This window comes from Priestia megaterium (assembly GCF_046599315.1).
GTDB lineage: Bacteria > Bacillota > Bacilli > Bacillales > Bacillaceae_H > Priestia > Priestia megaterium_F.
Genome location: NZ_JBKIKC010000001.1, coordinates 813,278 through 832,740, shown reverse-complemented (window position 1 = coordinate 832,740; position 19,463 = coordinate 813,278). Strand labels below are relative to the sequence as shown.

The following is a 19,463-nucleotide window of genomic DNA, read 5'->3' as shown; positions in this document are numbered from 1 at the left end:
ATTATCGGAGGGAAATTACGTGAACTATTCAGTTCTCAAAAGATTATTGATTGGAAAGCCACTTAAAACAAAAGAGTTAGGTGATCAAAAGCTAAGTAAGCTTAAAGCACTGGCTATTCTATCATCAGATGCCTTATCTTCAGTGGCTTATGGAACGGAACAGATTTTGATTGTACTTGCAACCGTGGGCGTCCTTGCCTATTGGTATTCAATTCCAATCGCAATTGGGGTATTGGTACTGCTGACGGCTTTGATTCTTTCGTACCGTCAAATTATTTATGCCTATCCTCAAGGTGGAGGAGCTTATATTGTTTCTAAAACCAATTTAGGAGAAAATCCTGGGCTAATTGCAGGGGGGTCGTTATTAGTAGATTATATCTTAACAGTTGCTGTAAGCGTCTCAGCAGGAACAGATGCTTTAACGTCCGCTTTTCCGACGTTACATCATTACAATGTAGTAATTGCCTGTTTGCTGGTTATTTTTATTACGGTCTTAAATTTACGAGGCGTAACGGAATCTGCTTCTGTATTAGCTTATCCGGTTTATTTATTTGTTATTGCTCTTATTTTATTAATAGCGGTAGGCTTCTTTAAAATAGCGACAGGTCAAGTTTCACCTGAGCTTCATACATCCCTTGGTACAGTGGTTCCAGGTATTAGTTTGTTTTTGTTATTAAAGGCTTTTTCGTCAGGCTGTTCGGCATTGACGGGTGTAGAAGCCATTTCAAATGCGGTGCCGAATTTTAAAGAGCCAGGTGCCAAAAATGCTGTTCATACATTAATGCTGATGGGCGGTATTCTAGCCGTTTTATTTTCTGGAATCACGTTTTTAGCTTATTGGCTTGGAATTTCTCCAAAAGCAGATGAAACCGTTGTATCACAAATTGCATCGAGTGTATTTGGACGAAATGGATTTTATTATTTTATTCAAGGTACAACAGCTTTAATTCTAGTACTAGCGGCGAATACAGGCTTTTCCGCTTTCCCTTTGCTAGCTGTAAACTTATCGTCTGATAAATACATGCCGAGAATGTTTCAAATTCGTGGTGATAGATTAGGCTATTCAAATGGGATTGTGACGCTTGGAATTGCTTCTATTATCTTAATTGTAGCTTTTAAAGGAGCGACGGAACAATTAATTCCTCTTTATGCAGTTGGGGTGTTCATTCCATTTACTCTTTCTCAAACAGGAATGATTGTCAAATGGCTTAGAGAAAAGCCGGCTGGCTGGCAAGGAAAGCTAACCATTAACTTAATTGGTGCGCTTATTACATTAACTGTATTAATTATTTTGTTTACAACAAAGTTTTCCCAAGTGTGGTCCGTGTTAGTTTTCTTACCGGTTATCGTCTATATTTTTCATCGCATTCATACGCATTATGAAGCGGTAGGAGAGCAACTTCGTATTAAGCAAGGAGAAAAGATTGGAAAGCTTGAAGGGAGCGTGGTCATTGTTCCTGTAGCAGGAATGACAAAAGTAGTAGAAAATTCATTAAATTATGCAAAAACGATTGGTGACACCGTTATTGCGGTACACGTGGCTTTTGATCGGGAAAGCGAAAAAAGAATGGAAGAGAAGTGGGAAAAGTGGCAGCCTGATATTCGCATTGTTACGTTTCATTCTCAATATCGCAGCCTAGTCCGGCCGCTGTTTCGATTTATTGATATGGCCGAGGAAAAAGCTCGGGAAAATAATATGGCTATCACGGTCGTTATTCCACAATTTATTACGAAAAAAAGCTGGCAAAATATCCTTCACAATCAGTCCAGCTTGCTGTTAAAAGCACATTTGCTTTACCGAAAAAATGTAATTGTTACAACTGTACCATACCGTTTTAAAAAATAATGAAACATGACTAAAAACCTCCAACCTGTACGTTGGAGGTTTTTAATTTTTAAATTCACATACACTAAACGTAATAGAATCTCATCAAAGACGCAAACGGAGGGATTGCATGAGTGAATTGATTAAACTGTTGCGAAAAGGAAATAAATCGGCCATGATGGCCGCTGTAGTTAATACCATCATCTCCATTATTAAAGGAATTGCTTTCGGATTAACAGGAAATGTAGCGATGTTTGCTGAAACGATGCACAGCTTAGGCGATGCAGCTAATCAGTTTTTTGTCTTTATAGGTTCGGCATTAAGTAAAAAAGCGCCGACCAAACGATTTCCAAACGGCTTCGGTCGATTGGTTAATCTCGTTCTATTAGGGGCGGTTCTTGTAGTAGGAATTATGGCGTTTGAAACGATTAAAGAAGGATATCATCATATTCTTCATCCGACCAAGTCTTCGGGCTTTATTTTAAATATTGCAGTACTTGGCATCGCGGTATTGCTTGAGATGTTTGTTCTATTTAAGGCAATGAAAGAAATTTTGCACGATGTTGGGATGAATCCCGCAGAGGTTAATGTCTTTGCGCAAAGCTTTGTTCATTTAAAGAAAGCAAAGCCAGCAACTAAGCTTGTTTTTATGGAAGATCTTGTGGCTACTGGAGGAGGCGTGTTGGCACTAATTGCGGTTTTTATTTCTCGGTTTACACCTTTTCATCAAGCTGAAGGAATTGCTTCTATTTTAATTGGTCTTATGATGTTTTTTGTAGTAGGACGAGTATTTTTAGATAACGCTGCCGGAGCGCTTGGCGAAGCTGATAAAGAAATGGAAATAAAAATTGGTGCGATTGTGATGCAAGATGTTCAAGTGCGTGATATCCAAACGTTAATGGTGATGAAAGAAGGAGAAGAGCTTCACGTTGAATTAAAAGTAGAAATTGATCCTTCTTTAACAGTAGCAGAAGCTGATGATATTAAAGATCGTCTAGAAAATCGTATTTTACAGGAAAAAGGAATAACGGATGTCATTATTGAATTTGATGAAGATGATGGAATTCCTGACTGGGTGCCAAGCGACTTACAGCTTCAAAAAGAATAAAAACAAGGAAGAAAACATTTGTTTTCTTCTTTGTTTTTTAGCTATGTACTTTTTGGTACAAACAGCTTTTATGTTTTAAATCGATCTTTCAGCAAATTCCATAGTGAACTCACTCCGAGACTAATGCTAATCAGAATTCCGGATAGAGCTACTATTAAAGCGATATATTCAAAGATAGAAAAGTGTTGCATACTCTCCCAATTAATGTTTCCCTTTAGTTTGCTAATAACTAAATTCATTCCGTAAATACCAGAAAGAACGGTATAAATCGTTAAAATTAATAATAAGTAATTGTGACGCTTGGTCGCGATTTTTTCCTGATTTTGATATAAAGTGCCAAGGGTTTCTTTGACTTCTTGGTAAAGAGAATTAATGTGAAAGATTTTTTTAAAGAGCTCAGAAAATTCTTGACCCTCTGTGCGAGAACTGATTTCTAAAAATAAATATTTACCTGAAAACACCGTAATAGAGCGGATTAGTCGTTCAATTCCTTCTGAATCTTTATGAAACGTGAGCTGAGAATACTCATAGGATAGCTTTAACAACACGATTTTATAGAAAAAATGTAAAAATAAATTATAGTAATGCTGGCCAAATAGATGATTCATTAAAAGTTGGTCTGTTTTAGAGTCCGTCGATTTAGAAATACACGAAAACACATGGTCTGTTATGACGTAATAGGTTTCGGGAGCCCATCGTGCATACACGTGTTTAGAATTATACGTTTTAATATATTCATGATTGTGTGCTGAGATAAACGGATTCCCATCAGGTGTATAGCTATTCAGCTGTCCAGTACGAAATAAAGTGGTGCAATTGATGTCTTGCTCTTGGTTTACCGTTACATAACTTAATACAAACATGCGTTCATCAATAAAATAAGGAAGGCTCCCGACGTGCTTTTCACGGGAGGCTTCTTTTTTGATATGTTCGTTCAAAAATGGAGCAAGCTGTGAAAAAATATAATCTTGTACTTTGCTATAGCGATGATGCTCATAGGTAATAGTGGACTCGGACTCTTCAGCAAGCTTCGGTTCTAATACTCGAAAATGATTCATGAATTCTAAAATATCATCATAGGTGTAATCATTATGGCTCATCTCAGTACGAATGGTCATAACCCCAATTTCAAAAGGACATAAAAAAACATCCACAGATAGCACGTTGCTAGACACAGTGGTTGAATAAGTGTGTAACGTAATGGTATGATCTATTTTTTTTGAAAATCGAAGCAGGCCTTCTTTTTCGCACGAGTCAGGGAATAGAATGCATTCAATGTAAGGAAGAAAATATTGATCTAAGCTATCATGAGATACGTAATATTGTTCTCCATAGTATTCCTTTTCTAAATGTTTGTTTTGAATGGAAAAAAACTCGAACAAATTTGCATCCAGTGCATGAACAAGCTGCTCTTTATTTTTTCGATCAAAGGAAAAAGGAAAAAGAAACATGTTCATTGCTTTGGTAGGTACAATAGTTTGAAATGATTCTATTTTCCTTGATGTATTGGTCATAAACTACATCCTTCTTATAGTCGGTTGTATTTACTTGCATTTATAATATGCCAATTTTTTTAGAAAACAAACGTAAAAAACCAACTAACATCATGATTAGTTGGTTTTACATACAGTATGTGATTAGTATTAGTGAATCGTGCGATATACACCAGTTACTTTTCCTAAAATCGTTACGTGGCGAAGAATAATAGGCGCCATCGTTGAATTTTCAGGCTGTAAACGTACGAAATTTTCTTCTTTAAAGAAACGTTTTACCGTTGCTTCATTGTCTTCGGTCATAGCGACCACGATATCTCCGTTGTTAGCTGTTTGCTGCTGACGTACGATTACCATATCGCCATCTAGAATACCTGCTTCAATCATACTTTCTCCCATAATTTCAAGCATAAATACATGATCGTCTGGAGAAACGAATTTATCTGGAAGAGGGAAATATTCTTCCACATTTTCAACGGCTGTGATGGGAAGACCTGCTGTTACTTTACCGATAACAGGAACATTAATGACGTTACTTTTAGGGATATTTACTTCGTCTAGTTGAAGGACTTCAATTGCTCTTGGTTTTGTTGGATCTCTGCGAATTAACCCTTTGCTTTCTAAACGAGCTAAATGCCCATGTACAGTGGAGCTAGAGGCTAATCCTACTGCTTCTCCGATCTCGCGAACAGAAGGCGGATAGCCTTTTAATTTTACTTCATGCTTAATAAAATCTAGTATGTCTTGTTGACGTTTTGATAGCTTCATATTTTTCACCTCGATTTTAGCTATTCTTTAGGTGAATTATACCACGTGATGTGTCAATATACAAACATAAGTTCGAAGAATTCCATTGACAGAAACAAACGTTCTCAATAAAATAAGAACATATATTCTGATAGGGGGATCATAATATGCAACAATTCTTACATTCTATGAAACATTACGCTATTTTTTTTGCAGTTATCGCTGCACTTACATATGTATTGACGCTGGTTTTAGGAGCGGATAAAGTAGATTTAGACAGATATTCAACGGTTACTATTACAAAAGGAGATACGCTTTGGGAACTGTCAAATAAGTATCATAATCACCATCATTTGACAAACAATGAATTTGTCAAATGGGTTGAAGACGTCAATGATTTAAATTCAGATACTGTCCAGTCGTTATCTCCAGGAGATAAATTATATATTCCTGTTTTAAAAAAAGAGTTACATAATCAAGTGGCAATTGAACAATAGTGTGTAACGGCCGTTCCTGAATATTGTTAGAAGACGAAAAGGTCGTGATAAAAGTGAACGCGATTATTTATTGCCGTGTTAGTACGGATAAAAAAAACCAAGAAACATCTTTACAGCGCCAACAAGAAGAATTAAAAAAGCTTGCTGATCTACACCATCTGCACGTAAAAAAAGTCGTAATGGAAAAAGCAAGCGGATATGATGTAGATAGAGAGGGTATTTTGGATGTTCTTCATACAATGAAAGAAGAGAAAATATCTGTACTGCTCATCCAAGATGAAACGCGATTGGGTAGAGGCAACGCCCGAATTGCGCTGCTTCATGCTTTTCAAAAAGAAAACGCCACAATCTATACGATTAGTCATCAAGGTCAGCTTCAGCTTTCAGAATCCGATTCGATGGTATTAGATATTATTAGCTTAGTGGAAGAGCATCAGCGGAAATTACATAATGCTAAAATTAAAAGAGGAATGAAAAGAGCCGTAGAAAACGGTTATCGCCCGCAGCAAAACTTAAAAAATCGAGGAGTTAACTCCGGAAGAGAAAAAAAAGAGGCACCGATTGAAGAAATTGTACGCCTACGTCATAATGGCTTAACCTTTGCTGAAATTTCAGTTACCTTAAAAGGTTTTGGTTATAATATTTCAAAAGCCACGGTACATCGTCGCTATCAAGAGTATACAGAGAGTGCTCAAACTCTTGATAAAACGAAAGAGATTTAGTAAGATGACTACATGTTGCCGGAACTGTTCGGTAATTTTAATTATTGATTATAAGGAGATAGGTCTTATATGCTATCAAAAGATAAACTTGCTCGTATTAATGCTCTTTCGAAAAAGGCAAAGGCTGAAGGTCTGACAGAATCTGAAGCGGAAGAACAGCAAGAGCTACGTCAGGAATATTTAAAAGTTTTCCGACAGTCTATGACAAACCACCTTCATACGATTAAAGTAGTGGATGAAGAAGGTAAAGATGTTACGCCTAAAAAATTAAAAGAGAGTAAAAAGAAGCGTCTTCATTAAGATGTTTTAGTAAAACTAGAGGGAGTGTTCCCTCTAGTTTTTTGTATATTTTTAATAAGGTGCACAAAAACTGTAAAAGTGGAAAAATTTTTGGTTCAAGTATTGTACAAATAAGCAAATCATTAGTATGATAACATATGTACATAGTTTTGAAAGGAATGAAGAGTATGACACAACGTATTGAAGATCTTTCGATTGCAACAATTCGTACTTTATCAATCGATGCGATTGAAAAGGCAAATTCAGGTCACCCAGGTATGCCAATGGGAGCTGCTCCAATGGCATATACATTGTGGACAAAATTTATGAACATCAACCCAAAGAATCCAAACTGGTTCAACCGTGATCGCTTTGTATTATCAGCAGGACACGGATCAGCACTATTATACAGCTTGCTTCATTTAGCTGGATATGACTTATCAATTGAAGACCTTAAAAACTTCCGTCAATGGGGAAGTAAAACACCAGGTCATCCGGAGTTCGGTCATACAGCAGGTGTTGATGCAACAACTGGCCCACTAGGACAAGGTATTGCAATGGCTGTTGGTAAAGCAATGGCAGAACGTCATTTAGCTGAAACATACAACAAAGAAGGTTTAGAAATTGTAGACCACTTTACGTATGGTATCTGTGGTGACGGAGACTTAATGGAAGGTGTATCAGCTGAAGCAGCTTCATTAGCGGCACACTTAAAATTAGGACGCTTAGTTGTTTTATACGATTCAAATGATATTTCTTTAGACGGAGATTTAGATCGCTCGTTCTCTGAGAACGTAGAAGATCGTTTCAAAGCTTACGGGTGGCAAGTAATCCGCGTTGAAGATGGTAATGACTTGACAGCGATTGCAAATGCAATCGAAGAAGCAAAAGGCGATTTAACACGCCCAACGCTAATTGAAGTAAAAACAACAATCGGATTTGGGTCTCCAAACCACGCAGGTACTTCTGGCGTGCACGGTTCTCCATTAGGTGCCGATGAAACAAAATTAACAAAAGAAGCTTATGCATGGACATTTGAAGAAGATTTCTATGTGCCAGAAGAAGTGTATGCTCACTTCAAAGCTACAATTGCTGAAGATGGCCAAAAGAAAGAAAATGAATGGAACGATGTATTTGCACAATATAAAGAAAAATATCCTGAACTAGGTCGTCAATTTGAACTAGCAGTAGAAGGAAAGTTACCGGAAGGTTGGGAAGAAACGCTTCCAGTATACGAAACAGGTTCAAGCTTAGCTAGCCGTGCTTCTTCTGGAGAAGTATTAAACGCAGTAGCACAAGCTGTACCTCAATTCTTCGGCGGTTCAGCTGACTTAGCTGGCTCAAATAAAACAATGATTAAAGGTTCAGAAGACTTCACTGCAGCTGATTACAGCGGACGTAATATTTGGTTCGGTGTACGTGAATTTGCAATGGGAGCTGCATTAAATGGTATGGCTCTACACGGTGGTGTAAAAGTATTCGGAGGAACATTCTTTGTATTCTCTGATTATCTTCGCCCAGCAATTCGCTTAGCAGCTTTAATGAAGCTTCCTGTAACATATGTATTTACACATGACAGTATCGCAGTTGGAGAAGACGGCCCAACACATGAGCCAATTGAACAATTACCTTCACTTCGTGCGATGCCAGGTCTTTCAGTGGTTCGTCCTGCAGATGCAAATGAAACAGCTGCAGCATGGCGCTTGGCATTAGAGTCAACTGACCGCCCAACGGCGCTTGTATTGACTCGACAAAACTTGCCAACGCTTGAAGGTACAAAAGAAAATGCATACGAAGGCGTGTCTAAAGGTGCTTATGTTGTATCTAAAGCTGGTAAAGACCAAGCGGATGCATTATTACTTGCAACGGGCTCTGAAGTAAGTTTAGCAGTAGAAGCACAAAAAGCATTAGCTGCTGAAGGCATTGACGTATCTGTCGTAAGTATGCCTGCATGGGATCGTTTTGAAGAGCAATCTGCTGAGTATAAAGAAAGTGTTATTCCTAAATCAGTGAAAAAGCGTTTAGGTATTGAAATGGCTTCTACACTTGGATGGGAGCGCTATGTTGGAGACGAAGGTCAAGTTCTTGGTATTAATCACTTCGGTGCATCTGCTCCTGGTGAAACAATCATGAAAGAATTTGGTTTTACAGTTGAAAATGTAGTAGCAAAAGTGAAAAGCTTGCTTAATGCATAATTTTTTCATAAGAAAGAGCAGACTCTTGCGGTCTGCTCTTTTTTTCGACAAAAAAACAAAGAAATTTTTTCATCGATAGACAAGCATTGCGTACACCATTCGGTATAATGGTGCAAAAAAGAACGAGCCGAAAGGGAGGATGAACTGTGAGAACGTACGAAGTATATTTAATGGAGGAAGAAGTTGCATCATCCTATTTTCGAAGAGAAAAGCTTATTTATCAGCTGCTGATTGAATATAGAATGAAACGTCACTTGCAGGAGACGCATTTGCAAAAACAAGTTCATTACATTACTCGCCAACTGCCCATTTCATTTATTCAACGAGAACTGCTTCAGGCGTTTTCTCATTATCCTCATTTTTTTACTCATCAAGAGACGTTTGTGCTGGAATATCCTCATAAAAAAAGTCGAGCATCTATAAAATTAACGAATCGCTGTATAACAATTGAAGGGGATGGCAATGTTGATGCTGAGACAGCTTTTTTTGAAGTGTTACGCAAGCTAGATCCTTGTTTTTTAGCAGTGAATTATGGAACGGATGAATACGGCTGGCTGAGGCCTGTGAAAACAAGAAAATTTGTGTAATTATTTAAGGAAATTGGAACGGAAATATTGTATAATAGCGTATGGTCTAGTACACTGTAAGTTAGACAACATGAAGGAGGAAGTAATACCATGGGAATGTATATTCTAGTTGGTGTTCTAGCATTAATTGTTGGGATAGCGCTAGGATTTTTCATTGCTCGTAAATATATGATGAGCTATCTGAAGAAAAATCCACCAATTAATGAACAAATGTTAAAAATGATGATGATGCAAATGGGCATGAAACCATCGCAGAAAAAAATTAACCAAATGATGAAAGCAATGAACGGCCAAATTAAATAATGGTTAATTGGACAGACACTCTCTATTCAGAAGGGTGTCTTTTGTTTTATGATAGATATAAGAAAATAGTTGTAGGGCTAGGGGGATACGATGAAAATTTTTCGAGAACTATGGTGGTTTTTTAAACAGGAAAAAAAGTCTTACATAACAGGGATTGCATTGCTCATTATTGTAGCAGCATTAGAACTTCTCCCGCCTAAAATTATCGGTTTAACGGTAGATGGAATTAAAGAAGGGACGCTGAATGGAGAGCGCTTAATGCAGATGGTTGGCATTTTGCTAGGAGCTGCTGTTGTGGCTTATTTCATAAGATACATATGGCGTATTATGATATTTGGTTCATCTGTTAAATTAGCCAAGCAGCTAAGAAATAACCTTTACGCTCATTTTACTAAGATGAATCAGGCCTTTTATCAGCGAAGGCGAATTGGGGATTTGATGGCGCATACAACAAATGATATTCAAGCTATTCAACAAACTGCAGGTTCCGGCGTTTTGACACTGGTTGATTCGATTGTCACAGGGGGCCTTGTTCTATGCACAATGGCGCTCACAATCAGCTGGAAATTAACGCTTATTTGTCTTATTCCTATGCCACTTATGGCCATTTTAACAAGTTATTATGGTACATTGCTTCACGCGCGGTTTCATCACGCACAAGCATCATTTTCTACTTTAAATGATAAGGTTCAAGAAAGCATTAGCGGAATTAAAGTGATTAAGACGTTTGGGGAAGAAGCAGCTGATATCGAAGAATTTCGCGTTAAGTCTGCAGATGTTGTTCAAAAGAACATGAAAGTAGCACGAGTGGATGCATTGTTTGATCCGACCATTTCGATTATTGTAGCACTTTCTTTTTTACTTGCTCTTATCTTTGGCAGCAAGATGGTAATTAGTGAAGAGTTAACAATCGGGCAGCTTGTTACCTTTACAACCTATTTGGGTCTTCTCATTTGGCCGATGCTGGCATTTGGCTGGCTATTCAACATTGTGGAACGAGGAAGAGCATCTTATGACAGAATATTTTCTTTATTAAAAGAAGAAAATTCGATTGAAGAAGCAGTGCATCCTAGTGTTGAAACACCAACAGGAAATATTGAAGCTTTTATTCATAGGTTTTCGTATGATAAAGACGATGAATACACGTTAAAAGAAATTTATTTTACACTTTCTCGCGGTCAAACGCTAGGTATTGTCGGAAAGACAGGTGCTGGGAAAACTACTCTTTTAAAGCTGTTGCTTCGTGAATTTGAAGTAAGCGACGGAGCTGTGTTATGGGGAGGAACAGACATTAAAGACTATGCTTTTGATTCATTATACAAAAGCATTGGATATGTTCCTCAAGATCACTTTTTGTTTTCGACTACAGTCGCTGATAATATCGCGTTTGGAAAAGGAGAGGCAAGCAATCAAGAAATTAAAGAAGCAGCTAAGGTTGCAAATGTACATAGAGATATCCTCGATTTTACAGATGGATACCAAACAATAGTAGGTGAAAAAGGCGTTTCGTTATCTGGGGGACAAAAACAGCGCATCTCGATTGCAAGGGCTCTTCTATTAAATCCTGAGCTTTTAATTTTAGACGATTCGCTATCAGCAGTAGATGGGAAAACAGAAGCGAGTATTTTACAAGCGTTAAAGCAAAAACGTCAAAATCGAACAACGATTATCACAGCGCATCGACTGAGCTCGGTTACTCATGCAGACCTGATTCTTGTACTTGATAAAGGGAAAATTATTCAGCGTGGAACTCATGATGAACTGCTTAGCATAAGCGGGTGGTACCAAGATATGTACGATAGACAGCAGCTTGAACGTGCAGTAGAAGAAGGGGAGACAAAAAATGAAAATTGAGCATTCTTCGGTACATAAACGTCTGTTTCGCTATACAATTCCGCATAAAAAATCATTTTTTTTAGCATTCACACTATTATTAATTGCTACGGCTGCTGATTTATTAGGCCCCATTTTGATTAAAATTTTTATTGATGATTATTTAACTCCTAAGTACTTGCCTCTTCAACCGCTCGTGTTACTTGCAAGCAGTTATTTGCTTTTACAGCTTTTAAAAATTGTCGTTCAATACTTTCAGCTTCTGCAGTTTCAGAAAATTGCGCTTCAAATTATTCAACAGATTCGAATTGATGTTTTTTCTCATGTTCATCGTCTGGCGCTTCGTTTTTTTGATAACACGCCAACAGGAAGCCTGGTATCTCGAATTACAAATGACACAGAAGCCATGAAAGAAATGTTTGTGGAAGTCATCGCCGTTTTTATTCAAAATGGGGTATTTTTGATTGGTATTTTTATAGCCATGTTTATGCTAGATGTGAAGCTAGCTTTTTACTGTTTAGTTCTTCTTCCATTTATTTGGGGACTTATGAAGCTTTATCAGCATTACAGTGCTATTTACTACGGACAGCTCCGAGAAAAGCTAAGTCAGTTAAATGCCAAGCTTCATGAGTCTTTGCAAGGCATGTCTATTATTCGGTTATTTCGTCAAGAGAAGCGGCTTAGCTCGGAATTTGAAGAAATTAATGATGAACATTATAAAGCGGGCATGCGCAATATTAAGTTGGATGGTTTGCTGCTAAGGCCGGCCGTCGAAATTCTTTACATTTTAGCTATTATCCTTGTGCTCAGTTATTTTGGTGTTTCCGTAGCTGACAGCCCTGTTCAAATTGGTGTTCTTTACGCGTTTATTAACTACTTGGATCGTTTTTTTGAACCTGTTAATGAAATGATGCAGCGTCTTTCTATGTATCAGCAAGCAATGGTATCAGCCTCTCGGGTATTTGACTTGATGGATGAAGAAGAAAAAAATCCAGTTATGACAGGTGAACAAAAGCAGGGGGTTCAAAAAGGAACGGTAGAATTCCGAAACGTAACGTTCTCTTATGACGGTGTTCGAGATGTGCTTTCTGATATATCATTTACGGTAAACGAAGGAGAAACTGTGGCTTTAGTAGGACATACTGGAAGCGGGAAAAGCTCCATCATTAATTTGTTAATGCGCTTCTATGAACAGCAAAAAGGAGACATTTTGATAGATAATAAACCGCTATCGTCTTTTTCAAATAAACAGCTTCGAGATGAGGTAGGACTAGTGCTGCAAGATGCCTTTTTGTTTGCAGATACCGTGAAGCGAAATATTACGCTGCATGAAGATCATTTTTCTGATGAACAAGTAAAAGCAGCTGCGGAATTTGTGCAAGCCCACGCATTTATCGAAGGTCTCCCTAATAAGTATAATGAAGTGCTAGTAGAAAGAGGTTCAACTTTATCAAGCGGCCAGCGTCAGCTCTTAGCATTTGCACGAACGGTCATTCGAAATCCTAAAATCCTTATTCTGGATGAAGCAACAGCGCACATTGATACAGAAACAGAAGAGGCGATTCAAGAAGTGTTGAGAGAGGTGGGAAAAGGCCGCACAACAATTGCTATTGCCCATCGTTTATCGACTATTCAACACGCCGACTGTATTTTAGTATTGCATAAAGGGAAAATCGTTGAAAAAGGGACCCATGCTGAACTGCTAAACAAAGGCGGTTTGTACTATAATATGTATCAGCTTCAGCACGCCGAAAAAGAGAAGAATTTCAACAAAGAAACAGGAGTAAAATAGATTTATACAGAATTGATAGAGTGAAGGCGAAAAAAGAAACAACCTTCATGAAGAGGTTGTTTCTGGCGTTTGAGTAGGGAATTCATTGTAAACGTTTAATAAATGATCTAATTCTTGACTATGTTTAATAGCAGGTGGAGAATTTAATCCACTTACTCGGACTATGCGGATGAGTTCTTCTCGTTTCTTTTCAATCGCTAATAGAATATCTTTTTTGGCCAATGCTATGTATCCCTTCTAACAAGTCGTTTACCTAATTATACAAGATAATGGTACTATTTGAAAGAAGTGAGATGAGACAATTTGGTTACAAAATGGTAACGAAAAAGAACAAAAAGAACAAAAAAGGGAAGTGGAAAATGTGGGAGATGTAAATCTGTTTTTGGCATTTGGCGCGGGGTTTTTATCGTTTATTTCCCCCTGCTGTTTGCCTTTGTATCCAGCTTTTTTATCGTACATAACGGGAGTATCAGTCAGCGAGTTAAAGGAAGGGGCTAAGTCACATCAGCGCAAAGCTTTTATTCACACAGCTTTTTTTCTGCTTGGGTTTTCTATTATATTCATTATGATTGGCTTTACTACGTCATTTATTGGTCAGTGGTTTTTTAACTATAAAGATTTAATCCGACAGATTGGAGCTATTCTCATTATTTTCTTTGGTCTAGTTGTACTAGGGATTTTTAAGCCTCGAATTCTTATGCAGGAACACAAGCTTAGATTCGCAAATAAGCCTGCTGGTCTCTTTGGCTCTTCTTTTATTGGCATGGCTTTTGCAGCGGGGTGGACTCCTTGCACTGGACCTATTTTAGTTTCGGTCATGGCACTTGCAGCCACAAATCCAAGCTCTGGTCTTTTGTATATGATAACTTATTCACTGGGGTTTTCTATTCCGTTCTTTATTATGACGTTTTTTATTGGAAAAATGAACTGGTTAAAAAAACATATGAATTCCATGATGAAAGTTGGCGGATATGCGATGATTGGCATGGGATTTATTTTGTATTTTGACTGGATGACAAAAATTATTATTTATACAACGAGCGTATTTGGAGGCTTTACTGGCTTCTAAAAACACAGAAAGTTACAAAAAAGAATCTGGGAATTCCCAGATTCTTTTTTGTTTTTTTAAGGTGAAATGTTCACTTTAGCTCTTAGTAAATAAGCAAGAATATAATTCAAAAAAATATATAGAAAAAATTTATTTTTACTATATCTTCTACAAATACGGAGTGATACAATGAAATCGTCATATTTTTAATTGTTAAAAAGAGGTGTATAAATTGAAAGATATTTTGTTAATCTTGCTTTTGCAACTGATCTATGTACCGATTTTGACGCTGCGCACAATTTTTTTAGTCAAAGGTATGAGTACGTATGCCTCGGTTTTTGGATTTGTTGAAGCATTAATTTATGTATTCGGCTTATCCCTTGTATTTTCAGGAGATCAAAGCACGCTTGCTATGGTTGTATACGCAGTTGGATTTGGAGTAGGAATTATACTTGGAAGTTATATCGAATCTAGACTTGCTATCGGATATACAACATTCCTAGTTAACCTTATGACCAAAAATGAAGAGTTAATTAACCGCCTTCGACAAGAAGGTTTTGGTGTTACTGTTTACCAAGGCGAAGGAAGAGACAGTGCACGCTATAGATTGGATATTTTAACAAAACGAAGTAGAGAAGAAGAATTATTAGCATTCATTGAAGAATATGAGCCTCGTGCTTTCATTATCTCATACGAGCCGCGTAAATTTAAAGGCGGGTTCTTACTAAAAGCAATGAAAAAGCAGAAACAAAAGCAAAAAGTAAAAGCGAACATTACCTCTACTAAATAAAAACAGAAGAGATACTCTTCTGTTTTTTTGTTGCACTTTTACTTCTGATGTTTTTTGGATTATAATATAAGTAAACACTAAACTATAGTAAAGGAAGGATTTCATTGGTTATTGCTTCAACACTTGTCGCAATTTTTATGGCTTCTTTCATATTAGTTATTCGAATGAAAGCTGCTGATAAACCAACGAATGCAAAAAAAATTATACTTCCGCCTTTTTTTATGAGTACGGGAGCATTAATGTTTATCTTTCCAATGTTTCGAGTAACGGGTGCAGAACTGCTTGAGGCGTTAATAGCAGGCATGATTTTCTCAATCCTTTTAATTAAAACGTCTAAATTTGAAATTCGTGACGATCATATTTACTTGAAGCGTTCAAAAGCTTTTGCATTCATTATTATTGGTTTGCTTATTATTCGAATTGCAATGAAAATATATTTAAGTTCTTCAATTGATGTTGGCCAGCTTGGCGGTATGTTCTGGATTCTAGCATTTGGTATGATTGTACCTTGGCGTATTGCTATGTACACATCCTATAAAAAGCTCGAACGAAAGCTGCACAATGATCGCCTTGAGAATACAACTATATTAAATTAAAAAAGGTGGCTACATGGCCACCTTTTTTAAATTTAAAATAAATGCTGATAAGGAACAGCATCTATTTTTTGCTTTTTTAATGTTTTTAATAAAAATTTATGATCACGTTTAGGGGTAGCTAAGATGTATCCACGTACGATTAAGTCTTCTGTAATAGAGGCTGCTTGCTCTTCAAGTGCGAGTTCCCCAATTTTTCCTGCAATTTTTTGTTTGGCTACATCGCGAAATAGTTCAGGCACTGGTTCAACCAGAACATTTAATAGCTGCTTTTGGTCTCTTGACCAAAGATGGATAGTCTTTGAAAGATAGTGATCTTGCCAATCAAGTTCAGACATGCCATCCTCTTTTGGTAAGCGCTTTAAAAATTTCCTGAACATAAAAAATCCGCCGATAGCAAACATGCTCATTAAAAAGACAATCCAAAATAAAATCCCCCATAAAAACCAGCCCTCTAGCATATTTTTCACTCCTTTATAAAGAGGTTAACCCTCGCGTAGTGATAACATTACTATATTTATACATTTATTATAAAAGCCTTGTTCCTTCTATGGCAATATAAAATTCCTGTGTTTTGTACGAGGGGAGAGTCGTTTTTGACTCATTTATAAGTTTATATAGACTTGATGACGAGTGGTTTATCGTTAGAATTATCTAAAAATGCTTATTTTTCAGCTTTTTAAAAGTTGGCATGTTTTTTGCATATAAACTAATTGAAGAATTATTTAATATGAGAGGAAGATAAAAAATGAGTCAAACTTTTAGCAAAGTAACAACAAATTTACCGGGAGAAAATGCAAAGCAATTATTAGATAGAAGACACCGTGCCATTCCGAAAGGTGTAAGTTATGGCATTCCGACATTTGCTGATACGGCTGAAGGGGCGATTGTTAAAGATGTCGATGGCAACACATTTATTGATTTCGTGGGCGCAATTGGAACAATCAATGTAGGACACAGTCATCCAAAAGTAAAAGAAGCACTTCACAAGCAAGTAGACCGTTTTATTCACACAGGATTTAATGTAATGATGTATGAATCATATGTAGAGCTTGCTGAAAGATTAGCAGCAATTGCACCTGGTGAATTTGAAAAGAAAGTATTACTTTTAAATAGCGGAGCAGAAGCTGTAGAAAACGCAGTGAAAATTGCTCGTAAATATACAAAGCGTCAAGGAATCATTTCATTTAACCGCGGTTTCCATGGCCGTACATTAATGACAATGACGATGACAAGTAAAGTAAAACCATATAAATATGAATTTGGACCGTTTGCTCCTGAAGTATACAAAGCTCCATATCCTTACGAGTATCGCCGTCCACAAGGATTATCCGTTGAAGCATATGAAGAGTTTATGATTACAGAATTCAAAAACTTCTTAAGTACAGAGGTAGCACCGGAAACGATTGCAGCTGTGGTAATGGAACCTATTCAAGGTGAAGGTGGTTTCATTGTTCCAGGTAAACGTTTTGTGCAAGAAGTATATCAATTATGTAAAGAGCACGGAATTTTATTTGTATCAGATGAAATTCAAGCTGGTTTTGCACGTACAGGCCGTTATTTCGGTATTGAACATTTTGATGTTGAGCCGGATTTAATTACGGTATCTAAATCACTAGGAGCTGGCGTTCCGATCAGCGGTGTCATTGGTCGTGCTGAAGTTATGGATGAATCTAATCCTGGTGAGCTTGGCGGAACGTATTGTGGAAGCCCTCTTGGATGTGAAGCGGCTTTAGCTGTACTTGATATCATTGAAGAAGAGAAGCTAAATGAACGCGGTGAGTACCTTGGAAAAGTGGTAACATCACGATTTGAAAAATTGGCAGAAAAATATGACTGTATTGGTGATATTCGCGGATTAGGAGCGATGTGTGCCATTGAGCTTGTGAAAGATCATGAAACAAAAGAAGCGGATAAAGAGCTTACACAGCGTATCGTAAAAGAAGCAAACAAGCGTGGATTATTATTACTTAGCGCAGGAGTATTTGGAAACGTTCTTCGTATCTTAATGCCAATTGTTATTACGGATGATCAGCTAGAAGAAGGCTTAGCTATTTTTGAAGCAGCACTAGAAGCAAGCGTACAGCAAACTGTTGAAGTGTAAACGAATTTGAGACATGAGTGAAGAGAGAGCTCTTCACTCATTCTTCATGAATCACAAAAAATGGGTATGTTTGGACACTCTATTTATAGATTTTTCATTTTCTGATAAAATAAAATAATAATTATTTTTTGACGAAAAGGTGATTCAAATGACCATTCATAAAAAGCAAATTCAGCAAATTAACGACGAACTTTACGATATATTTGAGTCATCATTTGATGAAATCTTTGTAACTGATGCAAACGGCTATGTGTTAGTTGTCAATTCAGAGTGTGAAAAAAATTATGCTCTGAAAGTGGAAGATTTTATTGGAAAGCACGTAAAAGAACTTCAGGAAATGGGTATTTTTTATCCTTCGGCCACGTTAAAAGTAATCGAATCTAATCAAGCGATTGAATTGGTTCAAAAAACAAACTCAGGCCGGTATCTTCATGTGCGGACAAGGCCTGTATTTACAAATGAAGGACACTTAAAAAGCGTTATTAGCTATTCTCGAGATCTTACAGACTTAATGGAATTAAAACGAAAAGTAGAAGAGATGGAAGAACAGCTTGAAAACTATAAAAAAGAGTTAAACGAAGCCGTAGATTTAGAAGGCATTGTGACAAAAAGTGAAGCAATGAAAAAAGTTTTTTCAACCATTCAACGAGTTGCTTCTGTAAACACAACCGTTCTTCTACTTGGAGAAACAGGGGTAGGAAAAAGTAGAGTAGCGAAACTGCTTCATCAGCTTAGTACAAGAAAGCAGCAGCCGTATCATGAACTTAACTGTGCAGCGCTTCCTGAACAGCTTATTGAATCAGAGCTATTTGGCTACGAAGGTGGTACGTTCACTGGAGCATTTCGAGAAGGGAAAAAAGGTATCATTGAGCTTTCAAACGAGGGTACGCTTTTTTTAGACGAGATTGGCGAACTTTCTCTTTCCGCACAGAGTAAATTGCTTCACGTGTTGCAAGACCGTACAATTCGTCCCGTGGGTTCAACAAGAGCAGTATCAATAGATGTTCGGATTATTGCTGCTACGAATCAAAATCTAGAGCAAATGGTCGAAGAAGGAAAGTTTCGACGTGATTTGTACTATCGACTGAACGTGGTACCAATTACTATTCCTCCTTTACGAGAGCGAAAAGAAGATATTTTGCCGCTTGTCTATCAGTTTCTTCACCATTTTAATACGGTATATGAACGTAATGTACGCTTATCACCAAAGGCGTTAGATGCGTTTTTAGGACAAGAATGGAAAGGAAACGTTCGTGAAGTGGAAAATATCATTGAGCGTCTGGTTGTTACAGGGGAAGAAATGATTACACTTAAAGATCTACCTTTTGCAAAAGAATTTGCTATTGATTCACCTGTGCATACGCTTCCTGAAATGATTGAACATGTGGAAAAAGAGATGGTCATAAAGGCGTTTCAACAGCATAGGTCATCTTACAAAGTAGCGGAACAGCTTGGTATTAGCCAATCACAAGCCAGTCGTAAAATTCGAAAGTACGTTTCGGACAGCACCGAACAGTGAGTAGATAAATTTAAGCAGGGAGTGAAGA

At 37.3% G+C, this 19,463-nt stretch carries 19 protein-coding genes; 15 read left to right on the top strand and 4 right to left on the bottom strand.

Annotation, left to right across the window (positions count from 1 at the left end; all coding sequences use genetic code 11):
- The first annotated feature begins 19 nt into the window (after positions 1-19).
- Entirely contained in the window at positions 20-1,846 is a 1,827-nt protein-coding gene (locus ACLHDF_RS04660) for an APC family permease (RefSeq protein WP_413917828.1), read from the top strand.
- Positions 1,847-1,955: 109 nt separating this feature from the next.
- Entirely contained in the window at positions 1,956-2,933 is a 978-nt protein-coding gene (locus ACLHDF_RS04655; protein ID WP_413917827.1) for a cation diffusion facilitator family transporter, read from the top strand.
- Between the two features lie 68 nt (positions 2,934-3,001).
- On the opposite strand, the gene ACLHDF_RS04650 is transcribed toward ACLHDF_RS04655, so the two are convergent.
- Positions 3,002-4,447, bottom strand: coding sequence for a hypothetical protein (locus ACLHDF_RS04650; protein ID WP_413917826.1), 1,446 nt, complete (start codon positions 4,445-4,447; stop codon positions 3,002-3,004).
- A 129-nt stretch (positions 4,448-4,576) separates the two neighbouring features.
- Entirely contained in the window at positions 4,577-5,194 is a 618-nt protein-coding gene (lexA, locus tag ACLHDF_RS04645; protein WP_013058778.1) for a transcriptional repressor LexA, read from the bottom strand.
- Between the two features lie 146 nt (positions 5,195-5,340).
- Between lexA and yneA the strand changes: the two genes are divergently transcribed.
- The 8 genes from yneA to ACLHDF_RS04605 all read left to right on the top strand — a co-directional run bounded on the left by yneA (position 5,341) and on the right by ACLHDF_RS04605 (position 13,381).
- Positions 5,341-5,670, top strand: coding sequence for a cell division suppressor protein YneA (yneA, locus tag ACLHDF_RS04640; protein ID WP_413917825.1), 330 nt, complete (start codon positions 5,341-5,343; stop codon positions 5,668-5,670).
- Positions 5,671-5,723: 53 nt separating this feature from the next.
- Positions 5,724-6,392, top strand: coding sequence for a recombinase family protein (locus ACLHDF_RS04635; RefSeq protein ID WP_413918262.1), 669 nt, complete (start codon positions 5,724-5,726; stop codon positions 6,390-6,392).
- Between the two features lie 69 nt (positions 6,393-6,461).
- A complete protein-coding gene (locus ACLHDF_RS04630) occupies positions 6,462-6,692 on the top strand; it encodes a DUF896 domain-containing protein (RefSeq protein WP_413917824.1) in 231 nt (76 codons plus the stop codon).
- Between the two features lie 167 nt (positions 6,693-6,859).
- A complete protein-coding gene (gene tkt, locus ACLHDF_RS04625) occupies positions 6,860-8,866 on the top strand; it encodes a transketolase (RefSeq protein ID WP_413917823.1) in 2,007 nt (668 codons plus the stop codon).
- A gap of 146 nt (positions 8,867-9,012) precedes the next feature.
- Positions 9,013-9,453 carry a sporulation inhibitor of replication protein SirA gene (sirA, locus tag ACLHDF_RS04620; protein WP_013084721.1) on the top strand — a complete coding sequence of 147 codons (441 nt, stop codon included), beginning with the start codon at positions 9,013-9,015 and terminating at the stop codon, positions 9,451-9,453.
- 90 nt (positions 9,454-9,543) lie between these two features.
- Positions 9,544-9,756 carry a YneF family protein gene (locus tag ACLHDF_RS04615; RefSeq protein WP_013058772.1) on the top strand — a complete coding sequence of 71 codons (213 nt, stop codon included), beginning with the start codon at positions 9,544-9,546 and terminating at the stop codon, positions 9,754-9,756.
- A gap of 90 nt (positions 9,757-9,846) precedes the next feature.
- The gene (locus ACLHDF_RS04610; RefSeq protein WP_413917822.1) at positions 9,847-11,610 is read left to right on the top strand and encodes an ABC transporter transmembrane domain-containing protein; all 1,764 of its coding nucleotides are present in this window, start codon (positions 9,847-9,849) and stop codon (positions 11,608-11,610) included.
- Positions 11,600-13,381, top strand: a complete 1,782-nt coding sequence (locus ACLHDF_RS04605; protein WP_413917821.1) for an ABC transporter ATP-binding protein — start codon at positions 11,600-11,602, stop codon at positions 13,379-13,381. Before ACLHDF_RS04610 ends, ACLHDF_RS04605 begins: the two co-directional genes overlap by 11 nt.
- Positions 13,382-13,426: 45 nt before the next feature.
- Here ACLHDF_RS04605 and ACLHDF_RS04600 read toward each other — a convergent pair whose 3' ends face one another.
- Positions 13,427-13,603, bottom strand: coding sequence for a Spo0E family sporulation regulatory protein-aspartic acid phosphatase (locus ACLHDF_RS04600; RefSeq protein ID WP_413917820.1), 177 nt, complete (start codon positions 13,601-13,603; stop codon positions 13,427-13,429).
- Between the two features lie 139 nt (positions 13,604-13,742).
- On the opposite strand from ACLHDF_RS04600, the gene ACLHDF_RS04595 reads away from it, so the two are divergent.
- The 3 genes from ACLHDF_RS04595 (at position 13,743) to ACLHDF_RS04585 (ending at position 15,815) form a co-directional block, all read left to right on the top strand.
- Positions 13,743-14,450, top strand: a complete 708-nt coding sequence (locus tag ACLHDF_RS04595; protein WP_413917819.1) for a cytochrome c biogenesis CcdA family protein — start codon at positions 13,743-13,745, stop codon at positions 14,448-14,450.
- A gap of 211 nt (positions 14,451-14,661) precedes the next feature.
- Entirely contained in the window at positions 14,662-15,219 is a 558-nt protein-coding gene (locus ACLHDF_RS04590) for a DUF2179 domain-containing protein (protein WP_413917818.1), read from the top strand.
- Between the two features lie 104 nt (positions 15,220-15,323).
- Positions 15,324-15,815 carry a CcdC family protein gene (locus tag ACLHDF_RS04585; RefSeq protein WP_413917817.1) on the top strand — a complete coding sequence of 164 codons (492 nt, stop codon included), beginning with the start codon at positions 15,324-15,326 and terminating at the stop codon, positions 15,813-15,815.
- Between the two features lie 32 nt (positions 15,816-15,847).
- Here the strand turns inward: ACLHDF_RS04585 and ACLHDF_RS04580 are convergent, their stop codons facing one another.
- Entirely contained in the window at positions 15,848-16,273 is a 426-nt protein-coding gene (locus ACLHDF_RS04580) for a DUF2621 domain-containing protein (RefSeq protein WP_413917816.1), read from the bottom strand.
- Between the two features lie 287 nt (positions 16,274-16,560).
- On the opposite strand from ACLHDF_RS04580, the gene gabT reads away from it, so the two are divergent.
- The gene (gene gabT / locus ACLHDF_RS04575; RefSeq protein ID WP_413917815.1) at positions 16,561-17,916 is read left to right on the top strand and encodes a 4-aminobutyrate--2-oxoglutarate transaminase; all 1,356 of its coding nucleotides are present in this window, start codon (positions 16,561-16,563) and stop codon (positions 17,914-17,916) included.
- A 148-nt stretch (positions 17,917-18,064) separates the two neighbouring features.
- The gene (locus ACLHDF_RS04570; protein ID WP_413917814.1) at positions 18,065-19,435 is read left to right on the top strand and encodes a sigma-54 interaction domain-containing protein; all 1,371 of its coding nucleotides are present in this window, start codon (positions 18,065-18,067) and stop codon (positions 19,433-19,435) included.
- Positions 19,436-19,463: the final 28 nt, after the last annotated feature.

Coding starts and splice junctions, on each gene's coding strand:
- ACLHDF_RS04655 (WP_413917827.1), top strand. CDS start 1,956: ATGAGTGAATTGATTAAACTGTTGCGAAAAGGAAATAAATCGGCCATG.
- ACLHDF_RS04650 (WP_413917826.1), bottom strand. CDS start 4,447: ATGACCAATACATCAAGGAAAATAGAATCATTTCAAACTATTGTACCT.
- lexA (WP_013058778.1), bottom strand. CDS start 5,194: ATGAAGCTATCAAAACGTCAACAAGACATACTAGATTTTATTAAGCAT.
- yneA (WP_413917825.1), top strand. CDS start 5,341: ATGCAACAATTCTTACATTCTATGAAACATTACGCTATTTTTTTTGCA.
- ACLHDF_RS04630 (WP_413917824.1), top strand. CDS start 6,462: ATGCTATCAAAAGATAAACTTGCTCGTATTAATGCTCTTTCGAAAAAG.
- tkt (WP_413917823.1), top strand. CDS start 6,860: ATGACACAACGTATTGAAGATCTTTCGATTGCAACAATTCGTACTTTA.
- ACLHDF_RS04615 (WP_013058772.1), top strand. CDS start 9,544: ATGGGAATGTATATTCTAGTTGGTGTTCTAGCATTAATTGTTGGGATA.
- ACLHDF_RS04610 (WP_413917822.1), top strand. CDS start 9,847: ATGAAAATTTTTCGAGAACTATGGTGGTTTTTTAAACAGGAAAAAAAG.
- ACLHDF_RS04605 (WP_413917821.1), top strand. CDS start 11,600: ATGAAAATTGAGCATTCTTCGGTACATAAACGTCTGTTTCGCTATACA.
- ACLHDF_RS04580 (WP_413917816.1), bottom strand. CDS start 16,273: ATGCTAGAGGGCTGGTTTTTATGGGGGATTTTATTTTGGATTGTCTTT.
- gabT (WP_413917815.1), top strand. CDS start 16,561: ATGAGTCAAACTTTTAGCAAAGTAACAACAAATTTACCGGGAGAAAAT.
- ACLHDF_RS04570 (WP_413917814.1), top strand. CDS start 18,065: ATGACCATTCATAAAAAGCAAATTCAGCAAATTAACGACGAACTTTAC.